Origin of the sequence: Halopelagius fulvigenes (assembly GCF_042662625.1) — an archaeon.
Taxonomy (GTDB): Archaea; Halobacteriota; Halobacteria; order Halobacteriales; family Haloferacaceae; genus Halopelagius; species Halopelagius fulvigenes.
Genome location: NZ_JBHSXH010000011.1, coordinates 179,109 through 199,214 on the forward strand (window position 1 = coordinate 179,109; position 20,106 = coordinate 199,214).

The 20,106-nt window shown below is 64.5% G+C and carries 17 protein-coding genes; 10 read left to right on the plus strand and 7 right to left on the minus strand.

Annotation, left to right across the window (positions count from 1 at the left end):
- Positions 1-225 precede the first annotated feature (225 nt).
- From ACFQEV_RS08750 to ACFQEV_RS08770, 5 genes are all read right to left on the minus strand, one after another.
- Entirely contained in the window at positions 226-1,011 is a 786-nt protein-coding gene (locus ACFQEV_RS08750; protein WP_379694938.1) for an inositol monophosphatase family protein, read from the minus strand.
- Between the two features lie 73 nt (positions 1,012-1,084).
- Positions 1,085-2,266: an ABC transporter ATP-binding protein gene (locus tag ACFQEV_RS08755; RefSeq protein WP_379694940.1), complete on the minus strand. Its 1,182-nt coding sequence runs from the start codon at positions 2,264-2,266 to the stop codon at positions 1,085-1,087.
- Between the two features lie 4 nt (positions 2,267-2,270).
- Entirely contained in the window at positions 2,271-3,104 is an 834-nt protein-coding gene (locus tag ACFQEV_RS08760; RefSeq protein ID WP_379694942.1) for a carbohydrate ABC transporter permease, read from the minus strand.
- Complete coding sequence (locus ACFQEV_RS08765; RefSeq protein ID WP_379694944.1) at positions 3,104-4,030, minus strand: carbohydrate ABC transporter permease; 927 nt, start codon at positions 4,028-4,030, stop codon at positions 3,104-3,106. The genes ACFQEV_RS08760 and ACFQEV_RS08765 overlap by 1 nt, the downstream gene beginning before the upstream one ends.
- Position 4,031: 1 nt before the next feature.
- Positions 4,032-5,453 carry an ABC transporter substrate-binding protein gene (locus ACFQEV_RS08770; RefSeq protein ID WP_379694946.1) on the minus strand — a complete coding sequence of 474 codons (1,422 nt, stop codon included), beginning with the start codon at positions 5,451-5,453 and terminating at the stop codon, positions 4,032-4,034.
- 247 nt (positions 5,454-5,700) lie between these two features.
- On the opposite strand from ACFQEV_RS08770, the gene ACFQEV_RS08775 reads away from it, so the two are divergent.
- Both ACFQEV_RS08775 and ACFQEV_RS08780 read left to right on the plus strand, forming a co-directional pair.
- Positions 5,701-6,666, plus strand: a complete 966-nt coding sequence (locus ACFQEV_RS08775) for a D-2-hydroxyacid dehydrogenase (protein WP_379694948.1) — start codon at positions 5,701-5,703, stop codon at positions 6,664-6,666.
- A 116-nt stretch (positions 6,667-6,782) separates the two neighbouring features.
- Positions 6,783-7,565, plus strand: a complete 783-nt coding sequence (locus ACFQEV_RS08780; protein ID WP_379694950.1) for an IclR family transcriptional regulator — start codon at positions 6,783-6,785, stop codon at positions 7,563-7,565.
- Positions 7,566-8,221: 656 nt separating this feature from the next.
- On the opposite strand, the gene ACFQEV_RS08785 is transcribed toward ACFQEV_RS08780, so the two are convergent.
- Positions 8,222-9,127, minus strand: a complete 906-nt coding sequence (locus ACFQEV_RS08785; protein ID WP_379694952.1) for a hypothetical protein — start codon at positions 9,125-9,127, stop codon at positions 8,222-8,224.
- A 528-nt stretch (positions 9,128-9,655) separates the two neighbouring features.
- Here ACFQEV_RS08785 and ACFQEV_RS08790 point away from each other — a divergent pair.
- From ACFQEV_RS08790 to ACFQEV_RS08825, 8 genes are all read left to right on the plus strand, one after another.
- Entirely contained in the window at positions 9,656-10,537 is an 882-nt protein-coding gene (locus ACFQEV_RS08790) for a ParA family protein (RefSeq protein WP_379694954.1), read from the plus strand.
- Positions 10,534-11,049, plus strand: coding sequence for a DUF7970 domain-containing protein (locus tag ACFQEV_RS08795; RefSeq protein ID WP_379694956.1), 516 nt, complete (start codon positions 10,534-10,536; stop codon positions 11,047-11,049). Before ACFQEV_RS08790 ends, ACFQEV_RS08795 begins: the two co-directional genes overlap by 4 nt.
- 163 nt (positions 11,050-11,212) lie before the next feature.
- Positions 11,213-11,905: a hypothetical protein gene (locus ACFQEV_RS08800; RefSeq protein WP_379694958.1), complete on the plus strand. Its 693-nt coding sequence runs from the start codon at positions 11,213-11,215 to the stop codon at positions 11,903-11,905.
- 63 nt (positions 11,906-11,968) lie between these two features.
- Positions 11,969-13,726 carry a spermidine synthase gene (locus tag ACFQEV_RS08805; protein WP_379694960.1) on the plus strand — a complete coding sequence of 586 codons (1,758 nt, stop codon included), beginning with the start codon at positions 11,969-11,971 and terminating at the stop codon, positions 13,724-13,726.
- 2 nt (positions 13,727-13,728) lie between these two features.
- Positions 13,729-14,265, plus strand: a complete 537-nt coding sequence (locus ACFQEV_RS08810; RefSeq protein ID WP_379694962.1) for a DUF2617 family protein — start codon at positions 13,729-13,731, stop codon at positions 14,263-14,265.
- Positions 14,262-15,218: a DUF8108 domain-containing protein gene (locus tag ACFQEV_RS08815; protein WP_379694964.1), complete on the plus strand. Its 957-nt coding sequence runs from the start codon at positions 14,262-14,264 to the stop codon at positions 15,216-15,218. The genes ACFQEV_RS08810 and ACFQEV_RS08815 overlap by 4 nt, the downstream gene beginning before the upstream one ends.
- A gap of 143 nt (positions 15,219-15,361) precedes the next feature.
- On the plus strand, positions 15,362-17,698 hold the full coding sequence (locus ACFQEV_RS08820) for a pentapeptide repeat-containing protein (protein WP_379694966.1): 2,337 nt from the start codon (positions 15,362-15,364) through the stop codon (positions 17,696-17,698).
- A 91-nt stretch (positions 17,699-17,789) separates the two neighbouring features.
- Positions 17,790-18,800 carry an NADP-dependent oxidoreductase gene (locus ACFQEV_RS08825; RefSeq protein WP_379694968.1) on the plus strand — a complete coding sequence of 337 codons (1,011 nt, stop codon included), beginning with the start codon at positions 17,790-17,792 and terminating at the stop codon, positions 18,798-18,800.
- 178 nt (positions 18,801-18,978) lie between these two features.
- Here ACFQEV_RS08825 and ACFQEV_RS08830 read toward each other — a convergent pair whose 3' ends face one another.
- On the minus strand, positions 18,979-19,815 hold the full coding sequence (locus ACFQEV_RS08830) for a hypothetical protein (RefSeq protein ID WP_379694970.1): 837 nt from the start codon (positions 19,813-19,815) through the stop codon (positions 18,979-18,981).
- Between the last annotated feature and the right edge of the window lie 291 nt (positions 19,816-20,106).

Here is a 20,106-nt window from a genome sequence, read left to right on the forward strand (position 1 = left end):
GATCTCGACGTCCCGGCCGCCGCCCCGTTCGGCGGTGACGCCCATCGTCTCGGCGGACAGTTCCCGCATCGTGTACTCCGCGTTCGGGTCGTAGAGTTCCGAGTAATCTATCGGCATACCGGTAGGTGGCACGCAGAGCGTAGTAAAATCTTCCATCCGGGGAGGCGACTTCGCTCGAACGTCGGACCGCCGAACTCCGATGTGTGCAGTCCGCGTACAGTCGCTCTACCGTATTACTTCGCTCACCCTGTCGAGAACCTCGTCGTGGGCTTCGCCGTTCGACGCGACGACGCCCTCGCATCCGGGTTCCCACGGGTCGCCGTGCACGTCCGTGACCGTCCCGCCCGCCCGACGGACGAGGTAGACGCCCGCGACGGTGTCCCACGGGTTCGGTTCCGGTTGCGCGGAGATCGCCGCGTCGAGGGTTCCGCAGGCGACCATCGCGAGGGTCACCTGCGCGCACCCGAACCGGCGCAGGTCCCCGAAGTTCCGTATGAGTCCGGCCAGCAGTTCGCCGAACTCGTCGTCGCGTTCGGGGCCGTACCGCAGGATCGGCGCGACGCTGAACTCCGCTAAGTCGGTGCGAGAGCTCGCGGACATCGGTGCTCCGTTCCGCGTCACGCTGTCGGGGTTCGCCGCGTACGTGTCGCCGAGTGCGGGCGCGACGGTCACCGCCGCGACGGTTTCGTGGTCCCGGACCGTCGCGACGGTGGTCGTCCACAGTTGCGTCTCGCGGACGAAGTTGGTCGTGCCGTCGATGGGGTCTACGACCCACGCGTTCCCGTCCTCGGGGACGGACTTCAACTCGTCTTCCTCCTCGCCGACGATAGTGGCGTCGGGGTACTCATCGCGGACGACCGAGATGACCCGACGCTGGGTTTCGGTGTCCGCGCGGGTCACGAAGTCCATCTTCGAGCTCTTGGTCTCTATGTCCAGGTCGGTGCGGAACAGGTCGTGTGCGACTTCGGACCCTTCCCGCGCCGCCCGTAACGCCGTTTCGTATCGTGTCATCGAAAGTCTCCGTTCGGCGTCGGTTCGCGTTCGACTCGCTTAGCCTTTGGTGGTGAAGGCGGCCTCGCGGCCGTCAGACGATTCGGTCGCCTTCCTCGTCGAACAGCCACGATTCGTCCGTCCGTATCTGCACGTTCACGGTCTCTCTGTCCTTCGAAACCTCCCCCTGCGGCGTCACCGCAGACAGGGGGGTGCCGCCCGAGGAGATGTGGACGGCGTCCCTGTCGCCGAGGGGTTCGATGACGTCGAGTTGGGCCACGAAGTGCCCGCCCTCCTCGCGGATGTTCAGGTACTCCGGGCGCACGCCGTAGACGACAGTTTCGTCTCCCCGTTCCCGGACCGCCTCGGCCTGTTCGTCCGTCGCAGGTATCGTGCAGAAGTCGCTCACGAACGCGACGCCCTCGGACGTCTCCTCGACAGTACAGTCGATGAGGTTCGGCGACGGCGACCCGATGAAGTCGGCGACGAAGCGGTTCTTGGGTTCGTTGTAGATGTCGTAGGGGGTTCCTATCTGTTGGACGTACCCGTCGTCCATCACGACTATCTTGTCGCCGAGGGTCATCGCCTCCTCCTGGTCGTGCGTGACGAACACCATCGCGGTGTCGAGTCGCCGCTGAATCTTCTTGACCTCGACGCGCATGTGGTCGCGCAGGTTCGCGTCCAGCGCCGAGAACGGTTCGTCAAGCAAGAAGGCGGCGGGTTCCATCACCATCGCGCGCCCGAGGGAGACGCGTTGCTGTTGCCCGCCCGAGAGCGCCGACGGCTTTCGGTCGAGCGTCTCCTCGATTCCGAGCGTTTCCGCCGCCTCCTCGACTCGCTGGTTCTTCTCCGACTTCGGGAGGTCGGTCTTCATGTCGAGGCCGAAGCGCATGTTCTTCCGCACGGTCATGTGCGGGAACAGGGCGATGCTCTGGAAGACGAACGCGAGGTCCCTGTCTTTCGACTTCTTCCCCGTGACGTCCTCGCCGTCCACGAGTATCTTACCCTCGTCGGGTTCCTCCAACCCGGCGATGCACCGAAGCGTCGTCGTCTTCCCGCACCCCGAGGGGCCGACGAGAACGACGAACTCGCCGCCCTCCGTCTTGATGTTCACGTCGTCGCAGGCGATGATTTCGCCGTTGTCGAACGTCTTTCGCAGGTTCTCGATGCGAATCTGCCCCTCGGTATCGCCCGCCCCCGGCGGGGCGGCGTCCGAGTCCGTCGGCTGTTCCGTCGTCCGTTCGTCCGAACCGTCTACGTCTTCTAGTGCGGTCATTGTGTTACACCGTGAATGCGTTTTCGAGGTAGTTCCGCGCCACGAGGTACAGTATCGTCGGCGGCGTGCCGATGATGAGCGTCTCCGCCATCAGCTTCCCCCAGTAGACGCGTTCGCCCGACCCGCCGCCGATGGTGCCGTACAGCACCGGCACCGCCGGAACCGGGCCGGTCCCGGTGGTCAGCAGGTTGGCGAACAGGAAGTCGTTCCACCCGGTGAGGAACGCGAGGAAGCCGACGGCGACGATGCCCGGCGTCGCCAACGGGAGGATGACCCGAAGGAACGCCGTGAACTGCGTGCAGCCGTACACCTGAGCGGCCTCCTCAATGTCCTTCGGCAGCTTCGCGAAGAAGTCCCGGAGAATCCAGATGGCGAAGGGGGTGACGAACACCTGGTAGGCGAGTATCATCCCGGGAATGGTGTTGTACAACCCGAGGTCGTTCCAGAGGTCCATGATGGGGATGACGAGCAGGATGTACGGGAACATCATCGCCGAGATGATGGCGTAGAAGCCCAGCTTCTTGCCGTAGAACTCCTTGCGGGCGAACGCGTACGCGCCCGGGATGGAGATGGCCAACGCGACGATGGTCGTCCCGAGGCCGATGAGGAAGCTGTTCACGAGGTTGTCGCGCAGTTCCGCGAACCCGCTGGTCCACGCCTCCAAGGTCGGTTCCTTCGGGATGATGTGCGGGTCGCCGAAGAACTCCGTCGGCGGCATGAACGACACCGAGAAGATGAACACCAACACGGTGAGGTTGAACAGCACGAGGAACGAGATGATCCCGTACGTGGCCGCCTTCAGCGTCACGCCCATCACGTCGAACTCTTGCGTACTCATTATTCGGGTCCCTCGCTCGTTCGCTCGAACTCGCGGATGAACACGAACACGAATCCGATGGTCAGGAGGAGCAGAATGACGCCGACGGCGTACGAGACGCCCATCCGGCCCTGCCCGTATGCGAACCTGTACAGGAGCACCGCCAGAATCGACGTGTCGTATCCGGGTCCGCCGTTCGTCAGCTGCAGCACCTGCGATATCTTCGTCATGTTCCAGATGATGCGGATGCTCAGCGCGACCAAGATGGCGCTCTTCAGCTGCGGGAGCGTCACGCGGAGGAACGTCTGGACGCGGTTCGCGCCGTACATCCGCGCGCTCTCGTACATCTCCTCCGGGATGCTCTCCAGACTGGCGGAGATGATGAGGAACATGAACGGCCAGAACGTCCACGTCGTCACGAACACGACGACGCCGAGGGCGGCGTCGCCTTGACTCCCCCAGTAGACGGTCTCTTCGAGGATACCCCACTGCGTGAGGTACCCGAAGAGGGGACCGAGGTCGGGTTGCAGCAGGTACGCCCAGATGGTCCCGGTAACCAGCGGCGGCACCGTGTACGAGAGGAGGAACGCCCCGGTGACGAGGCTCTTCCCGCGGCGGATTTCGCGCACGGCCAACGCCGCCACGAGGGCGATGCCGAGTTGGAACGCCGTCGTGAGCGAGAACAGAAGCGTCGCCTTCAGCGACGTGTAGAACGGCTCCCAACTGAACAGGAACTCGTAGTTCCCTAAGCCGACCCACGTCGGTTCGCCGCCGAAGGGCCAGTCGTGGAAGCTCATGAACACCCCCTGCGCGAACGGGAGCCACATGAGGAGGACCAAGAACGCGAGCACCGGCAGTATCAGCAGGTACGAGAACCAGTTCTCCGAGAGGGTCTGACGGTAGCTTTCGGTCCGGTCTCCGAAGCCGAAGCGGTTCTGGATGGACATCTCAGAGCTCTATCTGGTTCCGTATCTGTTCTGCGGCCCGGGTGCAGGCCTCTTCGGGCGCTATCTGTCCGCGCACGGCCTCCTGGAACAGCGGACCGGCGATGTTGTACTGGATGGCGTTCATCTTCGGGTGGCTGGACCAGCCGTGTTCCATCCCGTCGGCCATCGTCTCGAGGGTGCTCATGTAGTTGCTCTCCGAGAGCGCCGGTTTCTCGTGCAGACCCTTCCAGACGTCCTTCCGGACCGGGAGCGTCGCCAGCGACGACGGAACCTGCTTTTGGAACTCCTTCGAGAGCACCTTGTTTATCCACTGGATGGCCAGCTCCTCGCGCTGGTTCCAGACGTCCTGGGAGACGCCGTCGGGCTTCCGCATGAGCGCGATGCACTGGGTGAAGAACTCCCCGCGGTTGCCGGCGCCTCCCTCCCACGACGGACCGAAGACGATGGTGCCGTCTTTGAGCATGTCCTCGGCGCGACTCCGGAACAGGCCGAGGTCCTTCGTGCTTCCTTGGTACATGCTCACGTCTCCTTGGATGAGCATCTGAGCGACGCCCTCGTTAGAGGCCGTCGGGGCTTTGTCCGAGGAGAGGCCGTGTTTTCGGTAGAGGTCCACGTACTGCTTCGTGGCGGTCTTCCAGACGTCGGAGTCGTACTTCACGTCCGACCACTCTTCGTCGAGGTACATCCCCTCGTACCCGCCCTCGGATGCGGTCCAGGTGACGAGCGCCTCGTCGGTCACGTCGCCTTGCGCGCCGTAAATCTGGAACCCGTAGTCGCCGGGACCGTTCTCCTGTAACTGCGTGGCGACTTCGATCAGATGCTGGTAGTCCTTCGGCGGGAAGTCCTCCTCGATGGACAGACCGGCCTTCTCGAAGTGGTCGGCCCGAGCGATGAACGGCGACCCCACCTCCAGTCCGATGGGAACCTCGTAGAGGTTCTCGTCGAACCCGCGGTAACAGCTCTGGGCCATCTGCATGGCCCACTCGATGTTCTTGAGGGCGTCGTCGTTCAGCCGGTCCTTGTACTCGCTCACCGGCTTCACCCAGCCCGGTTCGATGAACTGCCCGTCCAGCGAGTTCGTCGAGTCGTAGATGACCGGACGGTTGCCGTTCTGGATGTTGTTCTTCCACTTGCCGCCGTTGATGTCGTCCCAACTCGCCCAGTTCATCTTCATCTTGGCGTCGTGGTTGTTCTGGAACTCCTCGACGGACGACTGCATCAACTTCTCTGCGACCTGCGACTGCGAGTGGAAGTACTCCCAGTACTCGATGGTGTTTCCGTCGCCGCCCCCGCCGCCGCCGCCGGACCCCGACGAATCGCTTCCGCCACCGCCGGTGACGCTGCTGAGACATCCGGCGGACGCCGCGACGCCGCCGAGCGCTGCTGCTTTGATAAATTCTCTCCGCTGGTGATTGCTTGCCATTACCATTCATGCCAATGAACTCGCACTATATATAATTTAGGTTCGTGAACGACGATGCGCGGTTTCGGGCCGCACTCCCCCGCGCGTACGGCCGCCAAGCGGGCGGGAGAGGTACTCTCCTCCGAAAATCGACTTCGAGGTAATACTGTCCTGTAAACGATTGTATATACGGACCAGTCGGAATCTATTACCCGGCCGAGATGTCCGATAGCAGGTCGCACTCTCGGTCCGAGAGGTAGTCATCCACATGACCGGAAACCCAGACGTGGTCGTCTTACGACAAGGAACGCACGGACTCCCCGCCGAAGAATACGCCAGCGAACTCCGCGACAGACTCCCGAACCACTCGGTCGAACTCGCCCGAACCCCGCGCGAGGAACGCGAACTGATTCGCGAGGCGAGGGTCGTTTCGAGCGTCGAAATCGAGGAGGATCTGTTAGCGAAGGCGGAGAACCTCCGGTTGTTCGCCGGTATCGCCGCCGGGTACGGCCATCTCCCGCTCGACACGTTCTCCGACATGGACGTCGCGGTCACGAACGCGTCGGGCATTCACGCCCCGAACATCGCAGAGCAGGTACTCGGCTACATCCTCACCTCGACGCGCCGCCTCCGAGAGGGGTGGCGGCGCGAACAGCGTCACGAGTGGCGGCACTATCAGGCGGGCGAACTACAGGGAAGCACCGTCACCGTCGTCGGCCTCGGGGCCATCGGACGGGCCGTCGTCGAGCGACTGGAGGGGTTCGGCGTCGATACCATCGGCGTCCGCTACACCCCCGAGAAGGGCGGACCGACGGACGAAGTGCTCGGCTTCGACGCCGACGACTTCCACGACGCCCTCGCCCGGACCGACCACCTCGTCGTCGCCGCGCCCCTCACCGACACGACTCGGGGCCTCGTCGGCGCGGCGGAGTTCGAGACGCTCCCGCCGCACGCCACGGTCACTAACGTGGGCCGGGGACCGATACTCGACACCGACGCGTTGGTCGCGGCGATTCAGAACAACCGGATATCGAGCGCGTCGCTGGACGTGACCGACCCCGAACCGCTTCCGCCGGAACACGTCCTCTGGGAGTTCGAGAACGTCACCATCACCCCCCACAACGCGGGCCACAGCCCCGCCCACTGGAGTCGCCTCGCGGACATCGTCGCCCGGAACGTCGAAATCCTCGACGAAGGCGGCGTGGACGAACTCGAAAACCTCGTCCTCCCGTAACGCCGCCGCCGTTCTCGCCCCGAATTTTCTCGCGATCCGCCCGTTCAACAGTCTCGAACGAGAGTCGTCTCCCCCTCGCCCTCGACTTTAAGTCGCTCGACGGGCGATAAACTCCTATGTCGAGAAAAGACGTTGAATCGGGATCGGGAGACACGATCAGCTCTATTGAACGCGCGTTCGAGATAGTTGACTTCCTCGAATCGGCCGAGCGTGCGGGCGTGACCGAGACGGCCGACGCACTCGACATCCCCAAGAGCACGGTCCACATCTACCTGAAGACGCTCGAACGCCTCGACCTCGTCGTCCGCGAGGGCGACTCCTACCGACTGGGCTTTCGGTTTCTGGAGTACGGGGGCGTCGTTCGGAACCGGTCGAGACTGTACCGCGCCGCCAAGTTGGAAGTCGATAAGCTCGCCAGAGAGACGGGCGAAGTGGCGAACCTCGGTATCGAGGAGAACGGTCTCCGCGTCCTCCTCTACAAGTCGGAGGTGGCCGACGCCATCCACGACAACGCCCCCATCGGCGAGTACACCAACATGCACTGGACCGCCCTCGGGAAGGCGATGCTGGCGCACTACCCCCGGGAGCGAGTAGACGACGTCATCGACGAACACGGACTCCCGCGCGCCAACGAACACACCATCACCACGCGCGAGGAACTGTACGAGGAACTCGAAACCACCCGCGAACGGGGCTACTCCGTCGAAGACCAGGACCGCCGGAAGGGCGTCCTCACCATCGGCGTTCCCATCATGAACCAGAGCACGGGCGAGGTGATAAGCGCAGTCTCCGTCTCCGGTCCCGTGAACCGCGTTCGCTCCCCGGAGAAGATGTCGGAGTTGGCCGACGCGGTCAAGAGCACCGCCAACGTCATCGAACTCCGATACGCTCACTACTGACGCTCCTCCCCTACGTTCACGAGATACGAAACTTCGAGGCGGTGCTTCCAATTTGGTTGAACGGCACCGTTTTCCGACCGGCCCGCATTGCATTACGCAACTATGGCTGTAATGGTCTTCGATGGTGATTCACGCCGGAGAGTTCTCGACACGCCTTGACGGTTCCCTCTCCCCTCCTCACTTCCGGGAGTCGTGTACTCCGTCGGATGACGCCCCGAAGGAGCACTCCGACGATACCGGGAAAATTAATACAATTACTTATACAAAAATGGGCCGTGGTTGGCTACGGATCTCTTTAACGAATAGCTGGAAAATACCCTCGAACTCTCGGTATATATAGTGGATGTGGCCTGATATTTTCTTATTTTTGTCCGTTTTCCGTCGGAAGGCGGAAGAGATTATCAGACTACGATATTTCTTGGAAACGCCGATCGTTTCTCGTTATCACCGGATCGAAAGACGGAGATCGTGCCTTCTATCGGTTCAAATCCCCCTTTCTATCTTTCGACTGATGACGGCACAGGTTCCGAACAGGGTGGTATCGATAGCGATCTTCAACATATCTATCTGGACAAAATCCGCACTTCCCCTCCGAAGTTCCGGGCAGGTATTCTCGAACGGCGGACCGAAACTCCGCCCGTGCGGCGGTGGCGGAGTTAGTTGCCATCCCCGTCAGAGGGGGCGGAGGTGTCGTCCGGCATCTCGGCGCCGGGATTACTCGACGCGGTTCCGGATTCGGTCTGGCGGTACTCCCACATTTCCTCGCTTCCGTCCCGTCGTTCGACGCCGGGAAGCGACTCGAAGGCGTCTCGAACGCAGTCGTCCCACCAGTCGTCGGGGGAGTCGTACCCCGCGGGGTGGTCGGGGTACACTCGCTCTCGAATCTCGCCCGCGTCCGCCTCGTTCTCCGTTACGAGGAGGCCGAAGGCCGCGCGGACGGCGCTTCGTTCGTCCTCGTCCATCTCCAGTCGTTCCAATGCGAACTTGGCGCTACTGTCGGAGGCGTCCTCGCTCCCGAGCACGTTTCGGCCGTCGTCGGTCGGTTCCTCGACGATGGGCGTCCCGGTGAACCGCCACTGTTCCTCGTCGTCGCCCGGCGGTTCGACCGACGGAAGGCGCTCCAGACGCTCTTGGACGAACTCGGTCCACTCCTCCTGGGACTCGAACCCCGCGGGGTCCTCGCTGTACACGTCGTCGATAATCTCGCTCTCGGACGCCGCGCCCCAGTAGTGGAGGAACGCGAAGGCGTTCCGGACCGCGTCCTCCCTGTCGGGCGGCAGGTCGAAGGAGGCTATCTCCCGTTCCACGTCCGGGGGCGTGTCGATTCGGTCGTCTTTCGTTCCGGCGGGAGAGGCTTCGATGACTCGCTCCCCGTTGGATGTGACCGCGTAGCGGTCCCCGTCGGTTCGTTCGACCAGTCCGTTGTCCGCGAGCTCTGGCAATCTCTCCCGGAGGTGCGCCGCACTCGCGGAGACGCCCTCGGCGACCGACTCGACGTCCGCCTCCCCTTCGCGGAGACGTTCCAGTACCGCCCTGTCGCGTTCGTCGAGCGTGACGTTCATACTCCGAGTACGTCCCTCGGGCCCTTGACGGTGATTACCGACCGAACCGAATGTCGGTCCGGCATCTCCGCCTTCGGTTCCGTCGGACCCTCGCCGTTCGCCTCGACCCGAGGTGCTATCGCTCACAGCTACCGGCCGATCTCGTTCGACCGACTGTTCAGTGTTCTCTCTCAACAATACGAGTCGTAATTACTCACCAGTGTTACTAATATGCGTGTCTAATCAGTATTGTTGATCAGTATTACCGTCCAGTGTTACTGGGCAGTATTATTAGGAAATATCGCTATACAGTATGGTCGAACAGTAGTGCTGTTCAAGAGTGTTGGTCAACTTCTCTCTTTACTATCCGAGCGGACTGGCCAGATGACTCGCCCGTACTCGGTGATATCGGCGGGAAAATCCCTCAGAAACACCCTCTGAACTTCCTCGTCAGTATCCTTGGACAGTATTACTCGTCAGTATTGCTGCTCAGTATTACTGCTCAGTTTGGTCAAGGTTTATGAACAGCTGGTGTGTGCAGACGTTCGAATGATATCGTACGCGCTCTGGAGTGAGGCAGGCGGGGTGGGAAAGACCGCGCTCGCGGTCAATCTCGCCGCGGCCCATCGGCGACACGGGCAGAAGACGCTCCTCGTGGACCTCGATCCGCAGAACGGCGGGGCGAGTCACCACCTCGGCGTCGACGACGAACGGGCCGACCCCGACGTGGACAACCTCGTCCGTCACCTCATCGACCGGCCGAAGGGGGAGTTCTCCGACCTCGTCCGCGAGACGACGCACGGCCTGCACGTGATCCCGAGTCACAACATGCTCGACAGCTTGGAGACGAACCTCCAGCGAGCGCAGGAGATGGAACAGGACATGGGCGGCCGGTTCGTCAAAGAGCTCCAACTCCGCCGCGTCGTCAGAGACTCCGGCGTCCCTGACGAGTACGACGTCCTCGTCGTGGACCCGCCGGCGACCGGCGGTCAGCACGTCTACAACGCCGTCGCGGCCACCGGGAACGTCGTCATCCCGCTCGAACTCTCGCCGAAGGGCGAACAGTCGCTCTACGGGCTGGAAGACACCGTCTCGAACCTCGAAGCGGAGGTGGACACCGAAGTCGGCGTCGTCGCCGTCGTGCCGAACAAGGTCCGCCGGACGCGGATGCGCGACAAGTACGAAGCCGCGCTGAGCGAACTCGACTACCCGGTCTCCCCGGTCAAGATACCCGTCCGCGAGGCGATGCTGAACGGCGCGTGGGACGCCCAGACGACGGCGTTCGAGTTCGTCTCGAACAACAAGCGCGCGGAGCGAGAACACGACACCCTGCGGGCGTTCGACGAACTCGCCCGCTTCGTCGCCGCGCAGTACGGAGTCGAACTCACGGAGGACGACCTGACCGCCGACGAACGCGAGGTCGTCGTATGAAGTCCGGCGCTTCCGACCCGTTCGCGGACGACGACCCGGAGGAGGAGGCGCAGTCGTCCCCCGAGACGGACGACGCGGAGGCGACTCCCGAGTCCGACGCCGGCGAGACGACGGACGATTCGTCGGGCGGCGACGCGGCCGCCGGCGACGCACGAGAACCCGAGATGCGAGACGCCGCAACGCGGGACGACGCCGTGCGAGACGGCGAGTCGGCGAACGCCGAGGCGGCGGAACCGTCGTCGGACGCGAACGAGAGCGACGAGGGACTTTCGCGCGACGAACTCCCCTTCATCCTCCGCCGCGACAAAGTCAAGGACGAACGCCCGGAGGTCCACCAACTGTTCGTCCAGCGGGAGACCCACGAGGAGGCGGTGGACGCCGAGCGAGCGTTGGAGAAACGGCTGGACGAGGGACTGTCGCGGACCGACGCGCGGGAAGCGATCTATCTGGCCGGGATGCGCCACCTCGACGACGCGGAGGAGATTCTGCGCGAGTGGGGCTACGACCTCTGAGCGGCGTCCGTATCCCGTATCACGGTTTATCGACTTCTCTCTCGTCGCGGCGCTCTACACCCGGCGGTGCTCGGCGAACGGGCGCATCCGATGTCGAACCGATCCTCTAAAACCAGAAGATAGTTAATCTAGTTGTCCAATTGTTGGAGAGGAATTGCAAACTATGCGTCGCCGCCAATTTATCGTCGGCTCCGGCCTCGGAGCGCTCGTCGCCCTGAGCGGATGCCTCGGTAGCAAGTCCCCTCCACCGCGGAAGTCGAACGTGATATCGAACTTCGAGGTGAGCGACACCTCTCTCGTCATCGATTCCGCCGACAACACGTGGGTCATGTCTCGGTACGAAGACACGCAACAACAGTCGCTCGGCGGACTGAACCCCGTCGGCGTCGCCAGCGCCAAAGGAAAGAGCGGCGGTGGCGGCGGCCGGGGCGCGTCCGGCCGCGGCAGCGGCGGGTACTCCTCGGCCCCGCGAACGAAGCACGGGTACGCGTGGTACCACGGCGGCGACTACGCCGACGACTGGTACGAGAACCACGGCGACGAAGTGTCCCGATTCCCCGTCGGAATCGCCGCACTCGGCGTCGCGTACCTCGGGAGTACGTCGCAGTTCCGGGACGACGCGCCCGGCCCCGGCGCGGTTCCGTGGGACAAGACGTTCCAGAACCCGGACGACACGGTGAAGTACGACATCACGAACGGACGGGCCGACGAGGGGTGGTACCGCGTCGGCGCCAAGATAGTCGGCACCGAGAACGACCACAGCTTCCGTTGGGAGTCGTACGACCTCGAAATCGACCGCTCGACCGACGGGGGGTACAGCATCCAGGAGGAGTGGAAGGTGTCGCCGCGCATCTGAGGTAGCGACGCCCGAAGCGCCCCCGCGAGAGCCGCGACCATCACGCCCCGATACACACCCTCCATGTCGAACACCCGAACCGAGACGGCAACCCTCCTCGCGCTCACGTTCGTCGTGTCGTTCTGCAGCTTCGCGTACGAGTTCGTCTACTCCGAACTGCTGACCGTGATGTACGGCGGGACGGTGACCCAGTACGTCATCACCGTCGGGCTGTACTTCTTCAGCCTCGGCATCGGAGCCGCCCTCTCGGACGACCTGAACGCAGAGGACCGCGGGGAGAACTTCTTCAAGACGGAGGTGCTCCTCGCGGCGGCCGCTCCGGCAGGGTTCCTGCTCGTCGTCGCCCTCAACAGCGTCCGCATCCCCCCTGCGGTTCCGTCGGAACTGATATGGTTTGCGGCACGCCTCCCCGTCGTCGTCGTCGGATTCCTCTCGGGGTTCGAGCTTCCGCTCTTGACCTACTTGGTCGACGGACTCGGAGAGGAGGACGCGGCGACGCCCGCGTGGCTTCGCCGGTTCGGAAGCCGAGTTCACGACGCGGTCGTCCGTTGTCTCGGTGTCGTCTGGACCGTCAAGCGCAACGACGGGAGGCGGAGCGGCCTCTCCGTCGTGCTGGCGATGGACTACGTCGGCGGCCTGTTCGGAGCCATCGTGTACGCCAAAGCGCTGTATCCGGGGTTGGGACTCATCCCGACGATATTCGTGCTCGCGCTGCTCAACGCTCTGGCAGCGCTCGTCTTCGTCGTCCGCTTCGGCGACTGGTCGCCGACGCCGTTCGCGACGTCCACGCCCCTCGTCGGCCGCGTTCCGAAGGCGTTGCTCGTCGTCTGCCTGCTGTTGACCGCGACGTACGCGGGCGTCGTGGCCAACCACGAGACGGTGGACGACCAGTTGTCCGAACTCTACCTCGAACAGCAGATCGAAGACGAGTACCGACCGGGTACGATGCGCGCCGAAGTCACGTCGCAGGAGACGACGAAATACCAACACGTCATCCGGTACCGGCGCACGTGGACCGGCAGCGGACCGAACCCGCACTTCACCGGGCGTTCCGAGCAGTGCCTCCGCCTCGACGCGGCGGTGCAGATGTGCGACAGCTGGGCCGACAGCTACCACAACGGTCTCGTGGATGTGCCGATGTCGATGTTCGAACGCGGCCCCGAGACCGAGGTCCTCGTCATCGGCGGCGGCGACTGGGTCGCCGTCGACCACCTCCGGCAGTACGGCGTGACCGTCGACCAAGTCGACCTCGACGCCCGGTTCATGAATCGGACGAAGAACGAGCCGTTCTTCCGGCGGTGGCACGACGACGCCTACCGGTACGACCGCCTGAACGTGACGGTCGGCGACGGCTACCGGTACCTCCAACAGACGAACGAGACGTACGACCTGATCCTGCTCGACGTTCCCGGGGCGACGGACGACGAACTCCTGACGCTCTACTCCGAGGAGTTCTACCGTTCGGTCCGCCGCCACCTCTCGGACGACGGCGTAGTGGTGACGTGGGCCTACTCCCCGGACGGCTACCCCGAGCACAACAAGGCGTTCCTCAACACGGTCGGGGCCGCCGGCTTCACCCAGCACCTCCCCTACTGGGCGTGGGAGGACGTCGACTCCGACGGCGAAGTCGAACGGGTCGAGCGATTCCACGTCTTCGCACCCGGCGAGCGTCGGTCGCTCCCGGTCGCCGACGGGACTGACTACGTTCGGCGGCACTCCGACCGCTATCGCGACGCCCAGTGGCGTCCAGTCCCCCGCTACAACGGCGTGCGGGTGAACTCCATCTTCCATCCTAACTACGACATCCTCGTCGATACCTGACCATGTCCCCAAACACCCTCACCGACGCTCCCTCCGAACTGTACTTCGCGTACGCCGGCGCTCGCCCCGACTTCGACCGCCTCGACGTGAAGGCGGTCCACGCCGACGAACTCCTCGGCCGCCCGGCCGCGCTCACGATAATCGGCGAGTCGCACTACGTCGGCCTCCCGTCGCTCGGCTTCCACGAACTCTGTTCGTGCAGGCCGTTGTCGGCAGAACCGACGCACGAGACGCCGCTCTCGGTCGGCGTCGAACGCGAGTTCCGGTTCCGCGGCGACCGCATCGACGCGACGACGACCGTCACCGGTCGTCCGCTTAATGCGTTCTCCGACCCCGACGAAGCGACGGTCGCCTATCGGTTCGCCCCCGATGCGTGGACGACCATCTCAGTCGGAGCGACAGGCTACGAGACGTACCACACCTACCCCGAACACGGACTGGCGCTCCACACCGAAACGCGCCTGACCGCCCGCGGGTCGCCGGCGCAGTCCGAACGACTCGGCGACCCGACGCGGAACGCCACGGAGAACCAGCCATGACAGACGACGCCACGACCTACGACGGTGACGTAACGCTCAACGGTTCGGAACGACCGCCCGTCGAACTACTTGACCCGGCCGACGTGTTCGTGACGACGAACAGCGTCGGCGGTGACCTCTCCGTCCGCAACGCGGAGTACGTGTTCACCCACCAGTCCATCGACGTCGAACGCACCGACGGGCGCGGAAATGCGGAGACCACCATCGGCGGCACCCTCGAAGACGGCTACGTCGAACGGGTGGACGGCGACGTGGTCGTCACCGACGCCGAGGACGTGTTCGTCGCTGCCGACGCCGCGGACGGCGAGTTCTCCGCACCCGGCGCGGAGAACGTCTACGCCGACGATATCTCGCCGACGGCCTCCCCGGACGAGTACGACGTTTCGACCGTCGGCTGGCAGCAGTCCGCGACGGCGACGGACCCGTCGACGGGCGTCTACGCCGTCGGCATGGAGCACGAGATCGACCTGACGAAGGCGCGGCGAAACCTCGAACTGTACCTCGTCGGCCACGGTCACGACGTCCGCGTCGAGGGTCGAGACGCCGAACTGACCGTCCACTTCGTCGGCTACGACAACACCGTCCGCGTCGGGCCGTATCTCTCGGCCGACGTCGCCTCCGAAGCCGGCTTCGACAACGAAATCGACGCGGCCCCGTACCCGGCCGAGGATCTCGTCGAGATGTCGCGGTCCGAGGCGTACTCGAACGCGGGGTTCGGCCGTCGAAAGGTGACGTTTCAGGAACCGACCGACGACGAGGAGTGGTGCCCGAACTGCGGGCACGCGGCCGACGCGGTTATCGAACGCCACCAGATGGAGGCGTTCTTCCTGTTCGGCTACCCGGTGTGGACGTACGACCGAAGCACCAACCCCGCCTGCGAGTGCGAACACTGTTCGCCCAACGCCGTCCACGCCGAACTCTCCCCGGAGGAACGCCGGTCGGTGCTCGACTGACCACCGTACCGACCGAATCCGAACGACGCGACGCCTGAACGGGTACCGAAACTATATGACAGAACACATGAAATACGCGAACAGACGAACCCCCTCCCCCGTCGAATCGCTCCGCGCGGGAGGGAGACGGTGAGCCCATAGCCATGTCGAGAAACGAACCCCTCCCCGCGCCGAAGTCGTCGCCGGAGTGTCGGTACCGCTTCGACCCTTCGACGCGGACGGACGCCCGCCTTCGAGCGACGTGGGAGTGTCCGCACGAGTCCCACCCCGAGAGCGAGTACTGCGTCTTCCACATGAGTCGAGACGAACGCGCGGCGCACGACGTGACCGCCGACGACATCCTCGACGTCCTCCGGGAGAACCTCGAATCCCCCGACACGCGGGTCAACGAGTACGTCGGCGCGGACTTACCGCACCTCTCTCTCACCTATCAGGACGTCAACGGCTCGACGAACCACGTGCTCAACTTCCAGCACGCGAACATCGAGGGCATCGACCTCACGCACGGCCGCCTCGACCAGGGGCTCATCCTCCGGGAGGCGACCGTCGGCCGCCTCAAGTTCGAGGACGCCGTCGTCACGGGCGTCGTGGAGGCGGACGACCTGACGGTTCGAGAGGGCGTCACGACGTCGGAGGCGACGTTCCAACAGGACGTCCGGTTCGACGGTGCCACGTTCCACGGCGACGTGGACTGCGACGAGACGACGTTCCGAAGCGATACGAGTTTCGCGGAGGCGACGTTCCACGACCGGGTCCACTTCCGGAACGCCGAAACGAGCGGCAGCAGCCACGTCCTCGGCGACCACATCTCCTTCGCCGACGCGACGTTCCGCGACGACGCGAGTTTCCGGCAGGCGACGTTCGACTACGTCACGTTCGAGGGGGCGACGTTCACCGCCGGCTCCGACTTCGAACACGCTGTCTTCGGCGGCGACACGCGGTTCGACGACGCGACGTTCCAACAGGTCGCGGACTTCGACGAGGCCCGGTTCGACGACGACGTGAGCTTCGAGGACGCGCGGTTCATGCGGTTAGCGGAGTTCCGCGGCGTCGAGTTCAACGGCGGCAGTCGGACGACGAGCGACGACGTGACGTTCGAGGGGGCGGTGTTCGAGGCCGAAGCCGACTACAAGCTGGCCCGCTTCCGGTACGCCGACTTCAAGGACGCCACGTTCAAAGGGGCGGTCAACTTCGACCGCGCGACGTTCACCGCGCGCGCCGACTGCCACCGTCTGGACGTCGCCGGCGAACTGGAGCTCTCCCGCGCGACGTTCGACGGGGAAACCGTCTTCGACGGGAGTCGCTTCGGCGACAGCGTCGTCGTCGTCGAAGCCGAGTTCGGCGGCGACGTGACGTTCGACGACGTCGCGTTCGACGCTCACGCGCGGTTCGACGAAGCGCGGTTCGACGAGGACGCGAGCTTCCGCGGTTCGACGTTCTACGGCCCGGCGGAGTTCCGCGGGGCGGTGTTCGAGGGCAAAACGCGGCACTTAGAGGAGAACGCGTCGTTCAGGGAGGCGACCTTCCGCGACGACGCCGACTTCGAGTCGGCCAACTTCACGAACGTCTCGTTCTGGGACGTCGCGTTCCACGAGCGCTGTAACTTCCGCCGCGCGGCGTTCCACGAGACGGCGAAGTTCCGTCTGCTCGACGGCGAACGGGACACGTACATCGACCTCACCGACGCGACGATACGCGGCGGGACGATAGCCCAAGTCACCGGCGACGCGACGCCGTACGACCTCACGCGGGCGACGCTCGGCAACATCCAACTTGAAGGCGAGGGCAACGAGCACGAACTGCTCGACCACTTCCGGTTCTGTCTCACCGACTTCGACCACTTCGACTTCAGCAACCACCACGCGTACCTCGAACGCAACGACTGGACGATTCACGACTTCGTCGGCAACGAGGCCACCGGACAGTTCGCCGTCGAGATGACCGACGAAATCATCGAGGAGACGTACCGGAAAGCGCAGGACAGCGCAGACGCGGTCGGCGACACGCCCGCGAGCCGGGAGTTCGAGTTCAAACGCTACTACTACAACCGGCGGAAGAACCTCGACATCCTCCTCAACGAGTACTCGCTGAACGTCTGGGCGCGCGGGAAGAAGGCGGCCAGCGTCGTGCTCAACCTCATCATGCAGGTGACCTGCGGGTACGGCAACCGGCTCCCCCGAATCGCCGCGCTCACCTTCCTGTCGCCCATGTTGTTCGGACTCGTGTACGCGCTCGGCGGGCCGTTCCTGACGCAAGCCGGAAGCGTGTTCGCGCCCGAACTCGTCGAGAAGTCGGCGTCGCAGGTCCTCTTCGACACCATCTACTACAGTTACATCAGCTTCAGCACGGTCGGGTACGGCGACATCAACCCCCTCGGCGGCGGGGCCAAACTGCTCGCCGCGAGCCAAGGCATGCTGAACGGCCTGCTCTTTACCCTCCTCACCTTCACGCTGTTCAAACGGGTGCTGGGCGGGAACTGAACCGGGCTCTCCGCGCCCGCTCCGGCCCGGCTTTCGAGATTCGAACTTCCGCGACCGGAAGGCATCTTCCGGGGGAGACCGAAACGCGGGTATGCGAGACTCGAACCGCGAGTGGTACTTCGCCGAGCGACCGGAGGGCGAGCCGAGTCGGGACTGTTTCGAGCTGCGCGAGAGCGACAGACCGGAACCGAGGTACGGCGAGCTTCTCGTTCGCGTCCGGTACCTCTCGGTGGATCCCTACATGCGAGGTCGGATGCGGGACACCGAGTCGTACGCGGAACCGTGGGAGGTCGGAGACCCGATGCGAGGCGGTGTCGTCGGCGAAGTCGTCGAGAGCGAGAGCGAACGGTACGAGGAGGGCGACTTCGTCACCGGCGAGGGGACGTGGGCGGACTACTCCGTTCTGGACGCCGACGACGTCGCGCCCGTGGACCCGGACGTCGCCGGACTGCCGGCGTACCTCGGCGTCCTCGGGATGCCGGGCCGAACGGCGTACTTCGGACTGCTCGACGTCGCCGAACCGAAGCCCGACGATACGGTCGTCGTCTCCGGCGCGGCGGGCGCGGTCGGGTCGGTCGTCGGGCAAATTGCGAAGATGAGCGGCTGCCGCGTCGTCGGGTTCGCCGGGTCCGACGAGAAGACCGACTGGCTCACCGATGACTTGGGATTCGACGCGGCTATCAATTACAAGACGACCGACGACTACTCTGCGGCCGTAGACGACGCCGCGCCCGATGGCGTCGACGTCTACTTCGACAACGTCGGCGGGCCGATCACGGACGCGGTGTTCACGAAGCTGAACCTCGACGCGCGCGTCGCGGTCTGCGGACAGATCGCCCACTACAACGACGAGGGCGTCCCGACGGGTCCGCGGAAACTCCCGATGCTCATCGCGCCGCGGGCGAAAGTGCAGGGACTCCTCGTCGGCGATTACGCGACGCGCTTCGGGGAGGCGAGCGAGCAACTCGGGAAGTGGGTGGCGTCGGGCGAACTCCAACACCGCGAGACTGTCGTCGAGGGGTTGGAGAACGCGCCCGACGCGTTCCTCGGCCTGTTCTCCGGCGACAACATCGGCAAACAGGTCGTGCAGGTGTCCGAGTAACGGGACGGGCGTTCCGCTCCGTCACTCGCCGGGACAGCCTATTTCGTACCGGCCGTCCGCGCCGAGGCGATTCCGAACGCGTGCCGGACGACCGGCGACGCACTCTCAGGGTAGTCCGACGCTCGGTCACCGCCCGCGCCTCGGCCGCCACCGTTCGCCCGGAGGTGCGTCGGACGACTCACGCCGTCGCCGCGTACCAGAGAAACACCGCTCCGAAGACGCCGAACAGCGCGCCGGCGTAGAGCGCGACGGCCCGCCCCCCGCCGGACGGGAGGAGCATCCGAAGCGCCGGTCCGACGGCAAGCGAACCGAGGCCGAACGCGGCGACGATAGCGCGTTCCGCGCCGCGGAGCGAGTCCTCGCTCCCGTCGCTCCGACGCTCCGCGCCTTCGAGCACCGCACGCACCGCTCCGAACGCATCGTTCGGGACGACGACCGTTCGCGGCGCCCGCGGCACGCCGCGAGCATACGATAGCCAACAGACCGCGACGCCGCCGACGGAGACGGCCCGATAGCGCGATAGCGCGTCGAGCGGAATCGGACTCCCGTCCACGACGAGCGTCCCCGCCTCGGGCGTCGCGTGGCCCGCGGTGGGAAACTCCGCCGCGAGGACGGTTGGAATCCAACTCGCCACGAACAGCGCGAACGGCGCGACGGGACTGACCTGCAGACTCCAGAGGACGGCCGCCGCGCCGACGACGCTGCTCGCGGCAAGTCCGAGCGGAGAGTAGCGCTTCCACGGGCCGAACGCGTCGGCGGTGTCCAGTAGCGCCGGGACGTACCGGCGGACGAGGAGGGCCAGCACCGCGGCGCCGAGTACGCCGACCGCGCGGCCGATATCACCCGCTCTGATCGCGTCCAGCGCGACTCTCCCCGCCAGTAGCGCGACGAGGAGTACCACTCCGCCGGTAAATCCCGGAAGCGCGTACGTGAGCGCGTGCAAGAGGCACGAGTCGGTCACGTCGTACTGCCACGAGACGGAGGCGTCGGCCGATTGGAGGTGAGGGTCTGCCATGGATGTGAGGGACCGAATCGACTCTCGGAGGGCGGCCGTTTCGCGCGCGCGCCCGCTCTCGGTTCGCCTCTCCTGTTGGATTCCTCTCTATTTCACCTTTCCTTCGACTAACATCCCGTCTTCGGCGGCTCTCGGCCGTCGGTGATTAGATATTTTAACGCACAAGTCAACGCGTTGTAAGACGGGATATTTGCGTTTTAGGCCCTATGATCGCTCTTTAGCACAATCTCGGAAAACATCATCTACTGTACTATTGTTCCGGCAGAGGATAAGACATATAATACAGAACGA